This window comes from Mycobacterium sp. 663a-19 (genome assembly GCF_035616495.1).
In the GTDB taxonomy this organism is placed as follows: Bacteria; Actinomycetota; Actinomycetes; order Mycobacteriales; family Mycobacteriaceae; genus Mycobacterium.
Map to the genome: position 1 here is coordinate 73,862 of NZ_JAPJAV010000004.1, position 13,876 is coordinate 87,737.

A 13,876-nucleotide genomic window follows, 5' to 3' on the forward strand; every position below is an offset into this window, starting at 1 on the left:
TCGTCGGCGGATTGCCGCCGCCTGGCCGTGGGCACCCGTAAGCATCGGACGCCGACGGGAGGGCAGGCATGACGAGCGCGACACCGGCAGCGATCCCGGCCAGCCCGGCCGCCGAGTCCGCTCCCGAGAACGTCGCGGTAGAGCCGCAGCGACGGAATTTCATCTTCGTGGCGGTGTTGCTCGGCATGCTGATGGCCGCGCTGGACCAGACGATCGTGGCGACCGCGCTGCCGACCATCGTCGCCGACCTCGGCGGGGCCGGCCATCAGTCGTGGGTGGTCACCAGCTACCTGCTGGCGTCGACCGTCATCACCGCCCTGGTTGGCAAGTTCGGTGACCTCTTCGGCCGCAAGAGGGTGTTCCAGGCCGCCGTCGTGTTCTTCGTCGCCGGGTCGGTGCTATGCGGGCTTTCGCAGTCGATGGGCATGCTGGTGGCGTCGCGCGCGCTGCAGGGCATCGGCGGCGGCGGGCTCATGGTGACCGCCATGGCGCTGATCGGCGAGGTGATCCCGCTGCGGGATCGCGGCCGCTACCAGGGCGCGATGGGCGCGGTGTTCGGCGTCACCACGGTGATCGGGCCGCTGCTCGGCGGGTACTTCACCGATCATCTGACGTGGCGCTGGGCGTTCTGGATCAACGTGCCGGTGTCGGTCGTGGTCTTCTTCGTGGCCGCGGCTGCCATCCCGGCGCTCAGCCAACGGACCAGGCCGGTCATCGACTACGTCGGGATCCTGTTGGTCGGCCTGGGCGCCACGGGGCTGACACTGGCCACCAGCTGGGGCGGGACCACCTATCCGTGGGGCTCGACGACCATCGTCGGGCTGTTCGCCGGTTCCGCGGTGGCCCTCGGGATCTTCGTCTGGGTGGAAAGCCGTGTCGCCGAGCCGATCCTGCCGACCCGGCTGTTCGGCAGCCCGGTGTTCACGGTGTGTTGCGTGCTGTCGTTCGTGGTCGGGTTCGCGATGCTGGGCGCGCTGACGTTCCTGCCCACCTACATGCAGTTCGTCGACGGCGTCTCGGCGACCACGTCGGGCCTGCGCACCCTTCCGATGGTGGTGGGGATGCTGACCACCTCGATGGGTAGCGGCGCGCTGGTCGGCCGCACGGGCAGATACAAGGTCTTTCCGGTCGCGGGCACCGCGGTGATGGCGGTGGCGTTCCTGCTGATGTCGCGAATGGACGCGTCCACATCGGCGCTGCTGCAGTCGCTGTTCCTGGTGATCCTGGGCGCGGGGATCGGGATGTGCATGCAGACGCTGATCCTCATCGTCCAGAACACCTCGAGCTTCGACGACCTCGGCGTCGCCACCTCGGGGGTCACCTTCTTCCGCACCATCGGCGGTTCGTTCGGCGCGGCGATATTCGGTTCGCTGTTCACCAACTTCCTGCACAGCCGGATCGGCCCGGCCCTGGCGGCCGGCCACGCGCCCGCCGCCGCGGCGGCGTCACCCGGGGCGTTGCACCGGCTGCCGCACGCGGAGGCGGCCCCGATCGTGGCGGCCTACGCCACGTCGCTCACCCAGGTCTTCCTCTGCGCGGTGCCGGTCGCGGTGGTCGGGTTCGTGTTGGCGCTGTTCCTGCGCGAGGTCCCGCTGCGCGACATCCACGACAGCACAGTCGATCTCGGCGACGCGTTCGGGATGCCGACCAGCGAGACGCCCGACCAGATGCTGGAGAACGCCATCGCGCGGATGCTGCGCGGCGAACCGGGCATGCGGCTGCGCAGCATCGCGATGCGACCCGATTCGCGGCTCGACGTCGCCGGGTTGTGGGGCCTGCTGCGGATCAACCGCTACCGCCAGGTGTACGGGGCGGCCCGGCTCACCGACATGGCCGACTACCTGCGCGTCCCGTTCGAGGTGCTGGAGCCCACCTTCGCCCGCCTGGTCGCCTCCGGCTACGCGCGGCGCGACGGCGACGACATGTGGCTGACCCCGGCCGGGGCCCAGCAGGTCGCCTACGTGCACTCGCTGCTGGTGGCGTGGCTCACCGACAAGCTGGCCCGCTCGCCCGGCTACGCGGGTCGGCCGGATCACCGGCAGGTGCAGGCCGCGCTCGAACGCGTCGCGCATCGCGTTGTCGCCCAACGCGATTGGCACGAGGAACGCCCGACGGCGGCCGTCCAGACGGTAGGCCCGGGGGATGGGCGTACCATCACGCCATGAGCCGAATCGGAACGTTCGCCGACGACGACATCTACGGCTGGGCCTCGAAATCCCCGGACCTCGGCGGCGCGATCGCCAACTTCAGCCAGGCGGTCTACACCAAGAACCGGTTGCCGATGCGCACCCGCGAGCTGGCCCGTGCGGTCATCGCCCACGACAACGAATGCACGGTGTGCATGAACACCCGCGACGCGGACGGCCCGGCCGCGGGCGTCGACGAGGAGCTCTACGAGCACGCGCTCGAGTGGCGCACCTGGCCGGGCTACAGCGAGCAGGAGCGCCTGGCGGCCGAGTTCGCCCACCGCTTCGGCACCGAGCACACCAAGTTGCGCGACGACGAAGACTTCTGGAGCCGGTGCAAGGAGCACTTCTCCGAGGAGCTGCTCGCCGACCTGGCCATGTCCTGCGCGCTGTGGGTCGGCATGGGACGCATGCTGCGAACCCTGGACATCGGCCAGGCCTGCAAGCTGACCCTGCCCAGCCGCGCCTAGCCACGCGACCCGTCGGGCTGCCATGACGGCCACACCGCTTGCCGCCGCGGCGATCGCCCAGCTGGAGTCCGAGGGCGTCGACACCGTCATCGGCACCGTGGTGAACCCGGCCGGGCTCACCCAGGCCAAGACGGTGCCGATCCGCCGGAGCAACACGTTCGCCGATCCCGGGCTGGGTGCCAGCCCGTCGTGGCACGTGTTCGCCATCGACCAGACCGGCATCGCCTTCACCGACGACGTCGGCGTGGTCGGCGATCAGCGCCTGCGCATCGACCTGTCCGCGCTGCGCATCATCGGCGACGGGCTGGCGTGGGCGCCGGCCGCGTTCTTCGAGCAGGACGGCACGCCCGTCGCCGCGTGTGCCCGCGGCACGCTGGGGCGGGTCGAGGCCGCGCTCGCCGACGCCGGCATCGAGGCGACGGTCGGCCACGAGATCGAATTCCTGCTGGTCGACCCGGACGGCGCGGCGCTGCCGTCGGTGCTGTGGGCGCAATACGGCCTGGCCGGCGTGCTCGAACACGAGGCCTTCATCCGGGACGTCCTCGCGACGGCCACCACCGCCGGCGTCGGAATCGAGCAATTTCATCCCGAGTACGGCCCCAACCAGTTCGAGATCTCGTTGTCGCCGCTGCCGCCGGTGGCCGCGGCCGACCAGCTGGTGCTGACCCGGATCATCGTCGGCCGGGCCGCCCGCCGTCACGGGTTGCGCATCAGCCTGTCGCCGGCGCCGTTCGCCGGCAGCGTCGGATCCGGTGCACACCAGCACTTCTCGCTGGTCGCGCCCGAGGGTCCGCTGTTCTCCGGCGGGACCGGGGCCGCGGGCATGACACCGGCGGGGGAGAGCGCGGTGGCGGGGGTGATTCGCGGGCTGCCCGAGGCGCAGGGCGTGCTGTGCGGATCGATCGTGTCCGGCCTGCGGCTGCGGCCCGGCAACTGGGCCGGCGCCTATGCGTGCTGGGGCACCGAGAACCGCGAGGCCGCAGTGCGATTCGTAAAGGGCGGCCCGGGCAGCGCCCACGGCGGCAACGTCGAGGTGAAGATCGTCGACCCCTCGGCGAATCCGTACCTGGCCTCGGCGGCGATCCTCGGGCTGGCGCTCGACGGGATCCGGGGGCACGCGACGCTGCCGCCGGAGACGACGATCGACCCGGCGAAGCTCTCGGGTTCCGAGCGCGAGCGCAACGGTGTGCTGCAACTTCCGGAGGCGCAGGCGGAAGCGATTGCCGCGCTGGATAATTCGGAGTTGCTGCGCAGAATCCTGGGGGATCCCGTGGTCGACACGGTCGTCGCGGTCCGCCGCCTGGAGCACGACCGCTACGGCGCCCTGGACCCCGAGCGGCTCGCGGACAAGTTCCGGATGGCCTGGAGCCTGTGACGGTCCCCGACGGCGATCTGGCGCGGCACATCGGCGAAGTGCCGCTGATCGATCAGCACGTGCACGGCTGCTGGCTGGCGCCGGGGGACCGGCGCCGGTTCGAGAACGCGCTCAACGAGGCCAACACCGAACCGGTGGCATACCCGGGTTTCGACTCACAGCTCGGCTTCGCGGTGCGTGCCCATTGCGCCCCTCTGCTGGGGTTGCCCAAACACGTTGACCCGCAGTCCTATTGGGAGCGGCGCAGCGAATTCACCGAGGATGGGCTGGCCCGCCTGTTTCTGCCGGCCGCCGGGGTCAGCGACTGGCTGGTGGACACCGGGATCGGCGGCGGCGTCGCCGATCCCGGTCAGCTGAGCGAGCTGTCCGGCGGCCGCGCCCACGAGGTCGTCCGGCTCGAGCAGGTCGCCGAGCAGGCCGCGCGGGCGCCCGGCGACTACGCCTCGGCGTTCGAGGAGATCCTGCACCGGCGGATGGCCACGGCCGTCGGCGCCAAGTCGATCCTGGCATACCGGGGCGGGTTCGACGGCGACCTGACCGAGCCGTCCCCGCCGCAGGTCGCCGAGGCCGCCGCGCGGTGGCGCGACCGCGGCGGGACCCGGCTGCAGGATCGCGTCCTGCTGCGTTTCGGCCTGCATCAGGCGCTGCGGCTGGCCAAGCCGCTGCAATTCCACGTCGGCCTCGGCGACCGGGACTGCGACCTGCACAAGGCCAACCCGCTATACCTGCTCGACTTCCTGCGGCGGTCCGGCGACACCCCGATCGTGCTGCTGCACTGCTACCCCTACGAGCGCGAGGCCGGCTACCTGGCCCAGGCCTTCAACAACGTCTACCTCGACGGCGGGCTGAGCGTGAACCAGCTCGGTTCCCGCGCGCCCGCGTTCATCGCCCGGCTGCTGGAATTGGCGCCCTTCCCCAGGATCGTGTACTCGTCGGACGGGTTCGGGCCCGCCGAATTGCACTTCCTCGGTGCCAGGTTGTGGCGCAACGGCATTCACCGCGTGCTGCGCCGATTCGTCGACGACGGCGACTGGTGCGAAAGCGACGCGAAGCGGGTGGTCGACCTTATCGCCTACGAAAACTCCTCCCGCGTCTACGACCTCGACGCGGGGAGCCGCTGAGAGCGCGTGCCGTCAGCTGCTGCCGTCCTTGGGCATGTACTGCGGGCAGTACTCCTTGATGCTCACGCCGACGAAGTAGCCCGCGTGGTAGGCGGGCATGTTGCTGCTGTTGATCACGTCGGCCGCCACCTGGCTGGGCGTCATGCCCTGGTCGAGTTTCGAACAAACCGTGTGACCGGCCTCGATCGCGTGACCGGTGGACACGTGGTCGGTGATGCCCTCGGACTTCAACGCTTTCAGGAACTTATCGTCGTTGGTCTCGGCGTGAGCGACCGAGACCGCTCCCCATGGGCCAAGCAACACGACCATGACAGCTACTAGCAGGCGGATAGCCATTTCGGATTCACCCTTCCATCGAATCGATGTGCACTTGATCCGGCGGGCGGTGCCGGCGCCGCCGGCAGTAGCCGTAGCCCAACGACTTTCCGGAGAATCGCTCGCCAGGACGGCTGGTAGCCCCTGATGCCGCCGCCCACACCGGCGATCGAAAGAATTCACGCACCGGCCATCAGCCGGTCAGATGCCCGTTGCCGGGTGGTAAAGAAGCCGAACCGTCAGACCAGACCGGTCGCGTCGAACACCCAGCTGGTGTCCCCGGTGGCCAGGCCTTCGAAATGATTGGGCGGCGCGAAGCTGACGAGGCTGTTCATGTCCCAATAGTCTTTCCAGACAGCGATTTTGCCGTCGACCACCTTGTGCACCGTGACGAATCTCAGGACGCCCCGCTCGCCCGTCGCGAAAGTCCAAGTCTCGGAATGCTCGTAGATGGCGTCGGGGCCGTTGCACACCAACAGGCCCTCGTGGTTCTCGTAGCCCGCCAGCGGCTCCAGCCCCATCTTGAGCCGCTTCACGATGTTCTCGGGTCCCCGCGCCGACAACGCGGGGACCGGCATGTCGGCATAGAGGCAGTCGTCCGCCAGGAACGTCTTGACCTCGTCCCAATCCCGTCGCGAAAGCGCATCCCACAGCCCGGTCACGGCCGCTGTCGTAGAAACCTCAGTCATAGCGGCCAAATAAACCCGGTTGCCGCACGGGTGTCAACCAGCGTGGGGCCTATGGACGAATCCGAGGCGGTTCCCGTACCCAGGGCCCACACTCGGCGCGCCCACCCCGCGCCGGCAATCGGCCTTAGACGTCGACCGGCGCCAGTGATCGTGCCGCGCCCAGGTCCACCGGCAGGCTCGACCAACCCCGCAGCACCCGGGTGTCGCGCCGGCTCCCGGCCCCCGCCGCCCGCACGTCGGGGAAGCGCTCGAAGAACGTGCGCAGCCCGACTTCGCCCTCGACGCGGGCGAGAGCGGCCCCCAGGCAGAAGTGCCTGCCCCCGGAGAACGCGAGATGCTTTCCCGCATTGGGGCGTTCGATGTCGAAGCGGTGCGGATCGGGAAACACCGACGGGTCCCGGTTGGCGGCGGCCAGATACACCACCACCACGCCGTGCCGGATCCGGGTGCCCGCAAGCTCGGCGTCGTTGATGGCGATGCGCGCGGTGAGCTGCACCGGCGATTCCAGCCGCAGGATCTCTTCGACGGCGTTGGGCCACAACTCGGGGCGCCGGCGCAGCGTCTCCAGGTGCTCGGGCGCGTCGAGCAGCATGCGAATCCCGTTGCCCAACAGGTTCACGGTGGTTTCGAACCCGGCGGCCAGCACCAGCCCCGCGATCGCCTGGAGTTCGGTTTCGTCGAGATACGTTTCGGCAGAGCCGCTTTCGGCCGCCTGGATCAACTGGCTCATCAGATTGTCGCTCGGGGCGCGCCGCAGTTGCCGCAGGTGGTCGGCGAGCCAGAAGTTGAATCCGGCGATCCCCTGCTGCACGCTGCGGTACTGCCGCCACGGCAAGCCGAAGTCCAGGCTCGGCGCGCCCAGCTCGCCGAACTCCAGGATGCGCGGGCGGTCCTGCTCGGGCACCCCGAGGATGTCGCTGATGATCGCGACCGGAAGCTGCGAGCAGTACCGCGCGACGATGTCGACGACGCCGGACTCGTCGGCGAGCCGATCCAGCAGATCGGTGGCCGTCCGCTCGACCCGCTCGCGCAGCGCGGCGACGGCCCGGGAGGTGAACACCGCCGACACCGTCTTGCGGTAGCGGGTGTGGTCGGGCGGCTCGACGGCCAGCAGCGAGGGCGCGCGCAGCGGATGCAGGAGGTCGTCGCGGGCCTTGCGCTCCAGCCACCGCAGCGGCGCCGGCAGGTTCGCGCCGATCTCGAGCACCCGGAAGTCGTCGGACCGCAGCAGCTCATGGCAGAGCGCGTGGTCGACGGCGAGGTAGCTGACGCGGCTCTTCACCAGCGGGCCCAGCGCGCGCACCTCGTCGTAGAACGGCACCGGGTCGGCGGCCACCTTCGGGTCGGCGACCAGCCTGGCCTGCATGTCGCCCCGCCGGACTCCGATTCGCGCGACGCCCCGGATGAAGCCGTGCATCGCAAGCCAGTGCAATCTGTCCTTCACGGGTCCAAGCCTAGGCGGGCGTCAGCACTCGGCGCTGATCTTGAAGTCCGTCGTGACGACCTTGTTGGGGTTGCTGCTGTTGATGCCGTAGGCGCTGCCGGTGATGGTGTACGCGCGGTTGGTGAGCTCGACGTGGGCGCTTCCGACCCCGCCCTCCCAGAAGCTGCCGGTGAACCCGTCGATGTTGCGGATCTTCACCCACTGCGGGATGGCCCGATCGCCGCTGAACAGCACCACGGCCTCCACCTGCCCGTCGCGGTCGCGGATGTCGATGGTCCGGTACGACTGCATCTGGCTGCAGGCGGGGGGACGCGCGGAGTGGGTGGCCCCGTCGATGGTCAAACGGGCCGCCCGAAGCGGCGTGGTCTGCGCCTGCCCGCACCCGGCGACGACGGCGACGCAGGCGACGATGACGAAAGCGGTCGCGATCATCCGTTTCTGCACGGGGTCACTCCTTCACTGCGGATTCACTGGCCGATTTCGGCATCAGCCCGGGTAGGGATTTGACGATGCGGCCCCGCACGAACTCCGGGCTCAGACCCTTGAGCAGATCGATCACTCGAATGCCCTTGGGCACGTACCAGTGCAACCGCCTCGGGTGGTGGTAGGCCTGCCACGCCGCCTCGGCCACGCTGGCCGCGGGCATCAGCCGGAACAAGCCCTTCCTGGGCGCGGTGGCGCGGAGCTCCTCGGCGGACATCGTCGCCGCGGCATCGTCGGAGTGGTTGGTCGTGGTGGTCAGGATGGCGGTGTCGATCAGGCCGGGAAGCACGTCGGCCACGCGCACGCCGTGTCGCTGCCATTCGACGCTCAGCGCCTCGGTCAGCCCCTTGACCGCGTGCTTGGTCGCCGAATACACCGCAATGCGCGGCATCCCGTAGGTGCCCGACGACGACGACGTCGAGAACATCAGGCTGCCGGGGGTCTTCTTCAGGTAGGGCAGCGCGGCGTAGGCGCCGGTCAGCACCGCCTTGAAGTTCACCTCGACCACGCGCATGGCGGCCTCGTGTGGCACGTCCTCGAACCAGCCGGATTCGCCGATCCCGGCGTTGTTCCACATCATGTCGAGCCCACCGCCGGTGTTTCCGGCGCAGAAGTCGGCCAGCGCGCCGTCCAGGGCGGCCTTGTCCGTCACGTCGACGACACGGGTCCACAGCCGCTCGGCCCCGAGCTCGCGGCCGAGCGACGCCAGCCCGTCGCCGTTGCGGTCCACCGCGCCGACCCGCCAGCCGTTGGCATGGAAGAGCTTGGCGCCCTCGCGGCCCATGCCGCTGCCGGCCCCGGTGATGAAGATCGATTTCATCTCGAGCCCGTCGAGCCCGCCTCGACCACATCTTTGATGCGATTGAGCGTGATGGTCATGTCGCGGATGTTGTTGCGCTGACGCAGCCAGCCGCCGAACACCCAGTAGTACACCGTGGCGAATAGCGAAGGGGGGAGTCGAAATGACTCAGTGACGTCGGTGCCGTCGCCGGCAGGCGCCAGGCGGTAGTGCCAAGTGTTCGCCGGGCGGTCGCCGAGCATGGCCGCGAACCCGAACTCACGGCCGGGTTCGCACGCGGTCACCTTGCACGTCGTCCAGTACACGGGGCCGATACCGTTTCGCTTGACATGACCGCGGAAGCGGGCACCGAGCGCCGGTCCGGTCGCACCGTCGAGCCATTCCGCCTCAAAGGTTTCCGGGGAGAACCGTCCGGTGTTGCGGATGTCCGCGATCAGCTCCCAGATCTTGTCCGCGGGCGCCTTCATATGAACCGTCGCCGAACCTTCCATGGCCTGATCCAAACACAGCTTGGTGCTCGGTCATAGACCGGAGACGGCCACCGCGGGTCGTCATCAATGGGGGATGCTCGCCTGAATGATCCCGTTGATGATTTGCTTGATGCCCTGTGCGGGATGCGAATACAGCCCGATCGGCAGGCCCGAGGCGGTGCCGCACTTCGGCCACGGCTCCACGCCCTCTTCGGCGAAGACCCGGTTGGCCACCGCGATCTGCTCCTCCCGCGACGCGGCCGCCGGGTTGCCGACGCCGCCGTAGCGCGCCCAGGTGCTCGGCTTGAACTGCAGCCCGCCGTATTCACCGTTTCCGGTGTTGGCGTGCCAGTTGCCGCCGGACTCGCATTGGGCGACCGCGTCCCAGTTGGGGGCGACGGGCGCGGCGCCGGCCACGGCGGCGGGGAAAGACAGCGACGCTGCAACGAACCCGCCGACCATGATGGACTTGACGAGAGGCTTGCAGAGTTTACTCATGTCCAACAATTCGGCGGCTGTGTCCGAAGCGTTACCAATTCGAAAATTGGGTGAGATTGGCTCAGACAGGCCGTCTATCAGCCGAAATCGGGTTACCGGCAGCCGAAAGGCAAAGCTTTAGAGATCACTGAGAAATCAGTAAATCAGCCCTGGCAATATGACCGCGTCGCCGATGTCAGCGCCTGTTGATAAAGGGCGTCGAGCCCGCGGGCCCGGACGACACCGCTGCTGGCGGCCTGGAGCTGCGGGGCACACGCCGGCGCGTGCAGCAGGTCCCAGTTGGCCACGATCTGGGTCAGCATCGTCTCGTTGAGGGCGTCGATCGCCGAGCGCGACGCCGACAGGTCCGGCGAACCGGCGGTCGCGCTGGCCGGGTCGAGCTTCCAGTCCGCGAAGCGGCGGTACTCGATGGCCTCGGTCGCGTCGATCTGGTCGCCGAAGACCCGGGTGACGTAGTCGGGGTCAACGTGCCGGGCGGTGGCCTCGGCCGCGATCTCGGCGAGCTCTTGCTGCACGCGGCCGGGGTCCTCGACGGCGCCGTGCGTCCTCCATTTCGCCGCGGCGACGGGCTCGGCGGCCTGCAACCGCTGCGCGGCGGCGTCGACCAATTCGGTCAGGGGACTGGTGTCGTCGGCTCGTGCCGGCGTCGCAAGCACCGCGGCCAGCACCGCCAGCGTCGCGACCGCAACGACCCCGAACGCGCTACTGCGCCTGACGGTGCCGTCAAGCGCAGTAGCGATGTTCGGACCGGGCGGGGTTTATCCGCCGCCGCCCGGGGTGGCGCCCAGGCTGCTCTGCAGGTCGCCCTTCATGGCGTTGAGCTGCGCGCCCCAGTACTCCCAGCTGTGCGTGCCGTAGGCCGGGAAGTTGAACACGGCGTTGTGGCCGCCCGCGGCGTTGTAGGCGTCTTGGAACTTCTTGTTGACCCCGATCATGAAGTTGCTCTCCAGGAACGTGGCCGGCAGGTTGGCGCCGCCCAGTTCGTTCGGGGTCCCGTTACCGCAGTACACCCAGAGCCGGGTGTTGTGTTCGACGAGCAGGTTGACGTTGACCAAGGGGTCGTTGCGTTGCCACGCGGGGTCGTTGTCCGGCCCCCACATGTCTTCCTTCTTGTAGCCGCCCGCATCGCCCATCGCCAGGCCTATCCAGCCCTGCCCGGTGGACGGGCTGAGGTAGCCGGACAGCGAACCGGCGTAGACGAACTGGCCCGGGTGGTAGTTCGCCAGATTCATCGCCGATGCACCCGCCATCGAGATACCCACCGCGGCGCTGCCGTTCGGCTTGACGCTCCGCTGCGACGACAGGTAGCCCGGCAGCTCGCTGGTCAGGAATGTCTCCCACTTGTAGGTCGAGCAGCCGGCCTTACCGCACGCGGGGCGGTACCAGTCGGTGTAGAAGCTGGACTGGCCACCGACCGGCATGACGATCGACAGGCCCGATTTGTAGTACCACTCGAACGCGGGGGTGTTGATGTCCCAGCCGTTGTAGTCGTCCTGGGCACGCAGGCCGTCGAGCAGGTACACGGCCGGTGAGCCGTTTCCGCCGCTTTGGAACTGGACCTTGATGTCACGGCCCATCGAAGCGGACGGAACTTGCAGGTACTCGACGGGCAGACCCGGGCGCGAGAACGCCCCCGCAGTCGCCGAACCCCCCACAAGACCGATCAGGCCCGGCATGGTGGCAGCCGCCGCCGCACCGACCAATAGCCGGCGCCCCCAGGCCCGGATCTTCTCGCTCACGTCTGTCATACCTGCTCCCTTGTCCTATGTCGTGGGGTGCCCTCGGCAGAATTTACCGTGGCAATAGGCCAAATGTCGATTAAGACGCGAAGCAATCTCGGTTTGGTATCGGTTAGCGGCCACCGAAAATGCGCCGGCGACGCGCGGGCCCTGCCCGGCGCGCGCGGCCGGAAGCGCCAGGCAGCGTGGCCGGTGCCGGGTACCCCGGGCCGGGGCGGCGAACAGCACAACGCGCATACATACGCATACATAAAGGTCGTCTGATCAAAATGCTCGACCCGATTTCGCCGGGTTCTCCCGCGCCCCGGCACTCCGTCGAACGTTTGCCCGTATTGGCGGCCGGGATGCCGGAACGCCCCGGCCACTGGATCGATTCAAGTTTTCGTCCCGCGCCGTGGTTGTCATCTGCGGCTTTGGTTCGGGCTCCGCACCGGCGCGGCCCGGCCCGGATCGACCGCGTAGGCTCTCCCGAAGCAAGCCGACGGAGACCAACGCAATCCTGGTCCGTTCCGGCCCTCACGAATCACCGCACCGGCGGACTTCATGGTGCGCGTCGGTTTGACCGAGGGCGTCGGAGGTCCGGGAACGATCGAGGTGCAAATTTGGACGCGGTACTAGGGCTATCAGTCACGCCGGCCACCGTCGGGTGGGTTCTCGCCGAAGGGCACGGTGCCGACGGCACCATCGTGGACCATCGGGAGCTGGCGCTGCATGCCGGCCGCGGAGTGCGCGCCGTGGGCACCGCGGAGCAGGTGACCCACGAGGTGTTGCGGGTGGACGCGCGGGCGGCCGCGAGCGATCACCACCTGCGGGTCATCGGGGTCACCTGGAACGACGACGCGGCCGCCCAGGCCGCGCTGCTGCAGGAGGCGCTGACCGACGCGGGTTTCGACAACGTCGTGCCGGTTCGGAGGCTCGATGCCGTCGAGACCCTGGCGCGGGCCATCGCGCCCGTGATCGGTTACGACCAGACGGCGGTCTGCATCCTCGAGCACGAGTGGGCGACGGTCGTCATGGTCGACACCCACGACGGCGAGACCCAAACCGCCGTCAAGCATGTGCGCGACGGCTTCGACGGGCTGACCCACTGGCTGACCGGGATGTTCGAACGCGACGGATGGCGCCCGGGCGGGGTCGTTGTCGTCGGCGCGGACGACGACATCGACGAGCTTTCCTGGCAACTCGAAAAGGCCTTGCCCGTACCGGTTTTCGCGCAAACCATGGCACAGGTGACGGTGGCCCGGGGCGCGGCGCTCGCGGCGGCGTTCAGCACGGAGTTCACCGACGAGCAACTTATCGCCCCCATCAGCGAACCCGACGCCGCGACCGCGCGGCCCCGGCAGTTGTCCTATGCGGGGGCCGTGACCGCGTTGGCCGCCGGCGCGGTCACCTTCGTCGCGTCCGTATCGCTCGCGGTGGGTATCCAGCTGGCGCCGGCCGCCCAGCCCGGTGCCCCGAGGCACGCGGTGCACCCGCCGACACCCCAAGTCGCCGAAGCCGTCGCGCCCGCCGTCGCACCACCCCGGGAGACCGAGCAGGCGGCCCCGCACCCCAAGGCGCCCGTCGGCGAGCCGGAAGTGCAGCCGGCCGCGCCCGAGGAGCAGCATGCCGCCCCCGCCGAACCGCAACCGGACCCGAACGGCCGGCAACCGTACCTGACCCGGGTGCTCGAGCACATACCCGGCGACGCCGGCGATTCCGGCACTACGCCCTGAGTCGCGGCAGCGCCCCGGGTCAATCGTCCTTGGGGTGCACCGCGGTGAACGACACCGTCACCTCGTCGGCGACCTTCACCGAACCCATCAGCAGCGAAAACGGTTTGACACCGTAATCGGACTGGCGAACCTCGGATTCGGCCGACATTCGCCACGAGTCACCGAGATCCTCTGTGCGCAAGTCGACTACGTGCCTTCGCGACTTCCCCTTGATGTGCAGTTTTCCGGCGAGGCGGTACCCGTCGTCGGTCTTGTCGATCGCGTCGGCGGCGAAGCGGATCTCCGGGTGACGGCCGGCGTCCAACGACTTCAACGCGTTCGAGCGCACCAGGGTTTTCTCGGGACCGGACAATCCTTTGACGCCGCCCTCGCCGTGCAGCACCTCGAGCGAATCGACCTCGACGGTCAGCTCCGCGCTGGCCGGTTCGGTGTCGGCCCAGGCCACCGTCGCCTCCCAGCGCGTCATCGCGATGGTGAGCCGATGGCCCATCCGCGCGGCCCTGCCCTCGACGCCGGTGCGAATCAACAGCTCGCCGTCGGATGCGGAGATCGTCCATAGGTCGGCCACAGAC

15 protein-coding genes are annotated in these 13,876 nt (G+C 69.0%); 5 read left to right on the forward strand and 10 right to left on the reverse strand.

Annotation, left to right across the window (positions count from 1 at the left end; all coding sequences use genetic code 11):
* Window positions 1-68 precede the first annotated feature (68 nt).
* Genes OQ968_RS08965 through OQ968_RS08980 form a run of 4 tightly spaced genes read left to right on the forward strand, consistent with a single transcriptional unit; the run spans window position 69 to window position 5,152 of the window.
* Window positions 69-2,165 carry an MDR family MFS transporter gene (locus OQ968_RS08965; protein WP_324676830.1) on the forward strand — a complete coding sequence of 699 codons (2,097 nt, stop codon included), beginning with the start codon at window positions 69-71 and terminating at the stop codon, window positions 2,163-2,165.
* Window positions 2,162-2,656 (forward strand): carboxymuconolactone decarboxylase family protein, encoded by a 495-nt coding sequence (locus OQ968_RS08970; protein WP_324676832.1) that lies wholly within the window; start codon window positions 2,162-2,164, stop codon window positions 2,654-2,656. Before OQ968_RS08965 ends, OQ968_RS08970 begins: the two co-directional genes overlap by 4 nt.
* A gap of 22 nt (window positions 2,657-2,678) precedes the next feature.
* Entirely contained in the window at window positions 2,679-4,031 is a 1,353-nt protein-coding gene (locus OQ968_RS08975; RefSeq protein WP_324676834.1) for a glutamine synthetase family protein, read from the forward strand.
* Complete coding sequence (locus OQ968_RS08980; RefSeq protein ID WP_324676836.1) at window positions 4,028-5,152, forward strand: amidohydrolase family protein; 1,125 nt, start codon at window positions 4,028-4,030, stop codon at window positions 5,150-5,152. Before OQ968_RS08975 ends, OQ968_RS08980 begins: the two co-directional genes overlap by 4 nt.
* Window positions 5,153-5,164: 12 nt before the next feature.
* On the opposite strand, the gene OQ968_RS08985 is transcribed toward OQ968_RS08980, so the two are convergent.
* The 9 genes from OQ968_RS08985 to ag85B form a co-directional block, all read right to left on the reverse strand.
* Window positions 5,165-5,461, reverse strand: a complete 297-nt coding sequence (locus tag OQ968_RS08985; RefSeq protein ID WP_324676838.1) for a DUF732 domain-containing protein — start codon at window positions 5,459-5,461, stop codon at window positions 5,165-5,167.
* 245 nt (window positions 5,462-5,706) lie between these two features.
* Window positions 5,707-6,156 (reverse strand): nuclear transport factor 2 family protein, encoded by a 450-nt coding sequence (locus OQ968_RS08990; protein WP_324676840.1) that lies wholly within the window; start codon window positions 6,154-6,156, stop codon window positions 5,707-5,709.
* Window positions 6,157-6,280: 124 nt separating this feature from the next.
* Window positions 6,281-7,600, reverse strand: coding sequence for a cytochrome P450 (locus OQ968_RS08995; protein WP_324676841.1), 1,320 nt, complete (start codon window positions 7,598-7,600; stop codon window positions 6,281-6,283).
* 21 nt (window positions 7,601-7,621) lie between these two features.
* The gene (locus OQ968_RS09000; protein WP_420715875.1) at window positions 7,622-8,032 is read right to left on the reverse strand and encodes a lipoprotein LpqH; all 411 of its coding nucleotides are present in this window, start codon (window positions 8,030-8,032) and stop codon (window positions 7,622-7,624) included.
* Between the two features lie 16 nt (window positions 8,033-8,048).
* Window positions 8,049-8,903 carry an SDR family oxidoreductase gene (locus OQ968_RS09005; protein WP_324676844.1) on the reverse strand — a complete coding sequence of 285 codons (855 nt, stop codon included), beginning with the start codon at window positions 8,901-8,903 and terminating at the stop codon, window positions 8,049-8,051.
* The gene (locus OQ968_RS09010; protein WP_324677382.1) at window positions 8,900-9,391 is read right to left on the reverse strand and encodes an SRPBCC family protein; all 492 of its coding nucleotides are present in this window, start codon (window positions 9,389-9,391) and stop codon (window positions 8,900-8,902) included. Before OQ968_RS09010 ends, OQ968_RS09005 begins: the two co-directional genes overlap by 4 nt.
* Window positions 9,392-9,436: 45 nt before the next feature.
* On the reverse strand, window positions 9,437-9,850 hold the full coding sequence (rpfC, locus tag OQ968_RS09015; RefSeq protein WP_324676846.1) for a resuscitation-promoting factor RpfC: 414 nt from the start codon (window positions 9,848-9,850) through the stop codon (window positions 9,437-9,439).
* A gap of 143 nt (window positions 9,851-9,993) precedes the next feature.
* The gene (locus tag OQ968_RS09020) at window positions 9,994-10,524 is read right to left on the reverse strand and encodes a chorismate mutase (RefSeq protein ID WP_420715876.1); all 531 of its coding nucleotides are present in this window, start codon (window positions 10,522-10,524) and stop codon (window positions 9,994-9,996) included.
* Between the two features lie 84 nt (window positions 10,525-10,608).
* Window positions 10,609-11,598: a diacylglycerol acyltransferase/mycolyltransferase Ag85B gene (gene ag85B, locus OQ968_RS09025; protein ID WP_324676848.1), complete on the reverse strand. Its 990-nt coding sequence runs from the start codon at window positions 11,596-11,598 to the stop codon at window positions 10,609-10,611.
* Between the two features lie 593 nt (window positions 11,599-12,191).
* Here ag85B and OQ968_RS09030 point away from each other — a divergent pair.
* Window positions 12,192-13,304 (forward strand): DUF7159 family protein, encoded by a 1,113-nt coding sequence (locus OQ968_RS09030; protein ID WP_324676850.1) that lies wholly within the window; start codon window positions 12,192-12,194, stop codon window positions 13,302-13,304.
* A gap of 19 nt (window positions 13,305-13,323) precedes the next feature.
* On the opposite strand, the gene OQ968_RS09035 is transcribed toward OQ968_RS09030, so the two are convergent.
* A complete protein-coding gene (locus tag OQ968_RS09035) occupies window positions 13,324-13,872 on the reverse strand; it encodes a YceI family protein (protein WP_324676852.1) in 549 nt (182 codons plus the stop codon).
* Window positions 13,873-13,876: the final 4 nt, after the last annotated feature.

Excerpts from the sequence above, each read along its gene's own strand:
- OQ968_RS09000 (WP_420715875.1), bottom strand. The coding sequence starts at position 8,032 with ATGATCGCGACCGCTTTCGTCATCGTCGCCTGCGTCGCCGTCGTCGCC.
- OQ968_RS08965 (WP_324676830.1), top strand. The coding sequence starts at position 69 with ATGACGAGCGCGACACCGGCAGCGATCCCGGCCAGCCCGGCCGCCGAG.
- ag85B (WP_324676848.1), bottom strand. The coding sequence starts at position 11,598 with ATGACAGACGTGAGCGAGAAGATCCGGGCCTGGGGGCGCCGGCTATTG.
- OQ968_RS08985 (WP_324676838.1), bottom strand. The coding sequence starts at position 5,461 with ATGGTCGTGTTGCTTGGCCCATGGGGAGCGGTCTCGGTCGCTCACGCC.
- rpfC (WP_324676846.1), bottom strand. The coding sequence starts at position 9,850 with ATGAGTAAACTCTGCAAGCCTCTCGTCAAGTCCATCATGGTCGGCGGG.
- OQ968_RS08970 (WP_324676832.1), top strand. The coding sequence starts at position 2,162 with ATGAGCCGAATCGGAACGTTCGCCGACGACGACATCTACGGCTGGGCC.
- OQ968_RS08990 (WP_324676840.1), bottom strand. The coding sequence starts at position 6,156 with ATGACTGAGGTTTCTACGACAGCGGCCGTGACCGGGCTGTGGGATGCG.
- OQ968_RS09005 (WP_324676844.1), bottom strand. The coding sequence starts at position 8,903 with ATGAAATCGATCTTCATCACCGGGGCCGGCAGCGGCATGGGCCGCGAG.
- OQ968_RS08975 (WP_324676834.1), top strand. The coding sequence starts at position 2,679 with ATGACGGCCACACCGCTTGCCGCCGCGGCGATCGCCCAGCTGGAGTCC.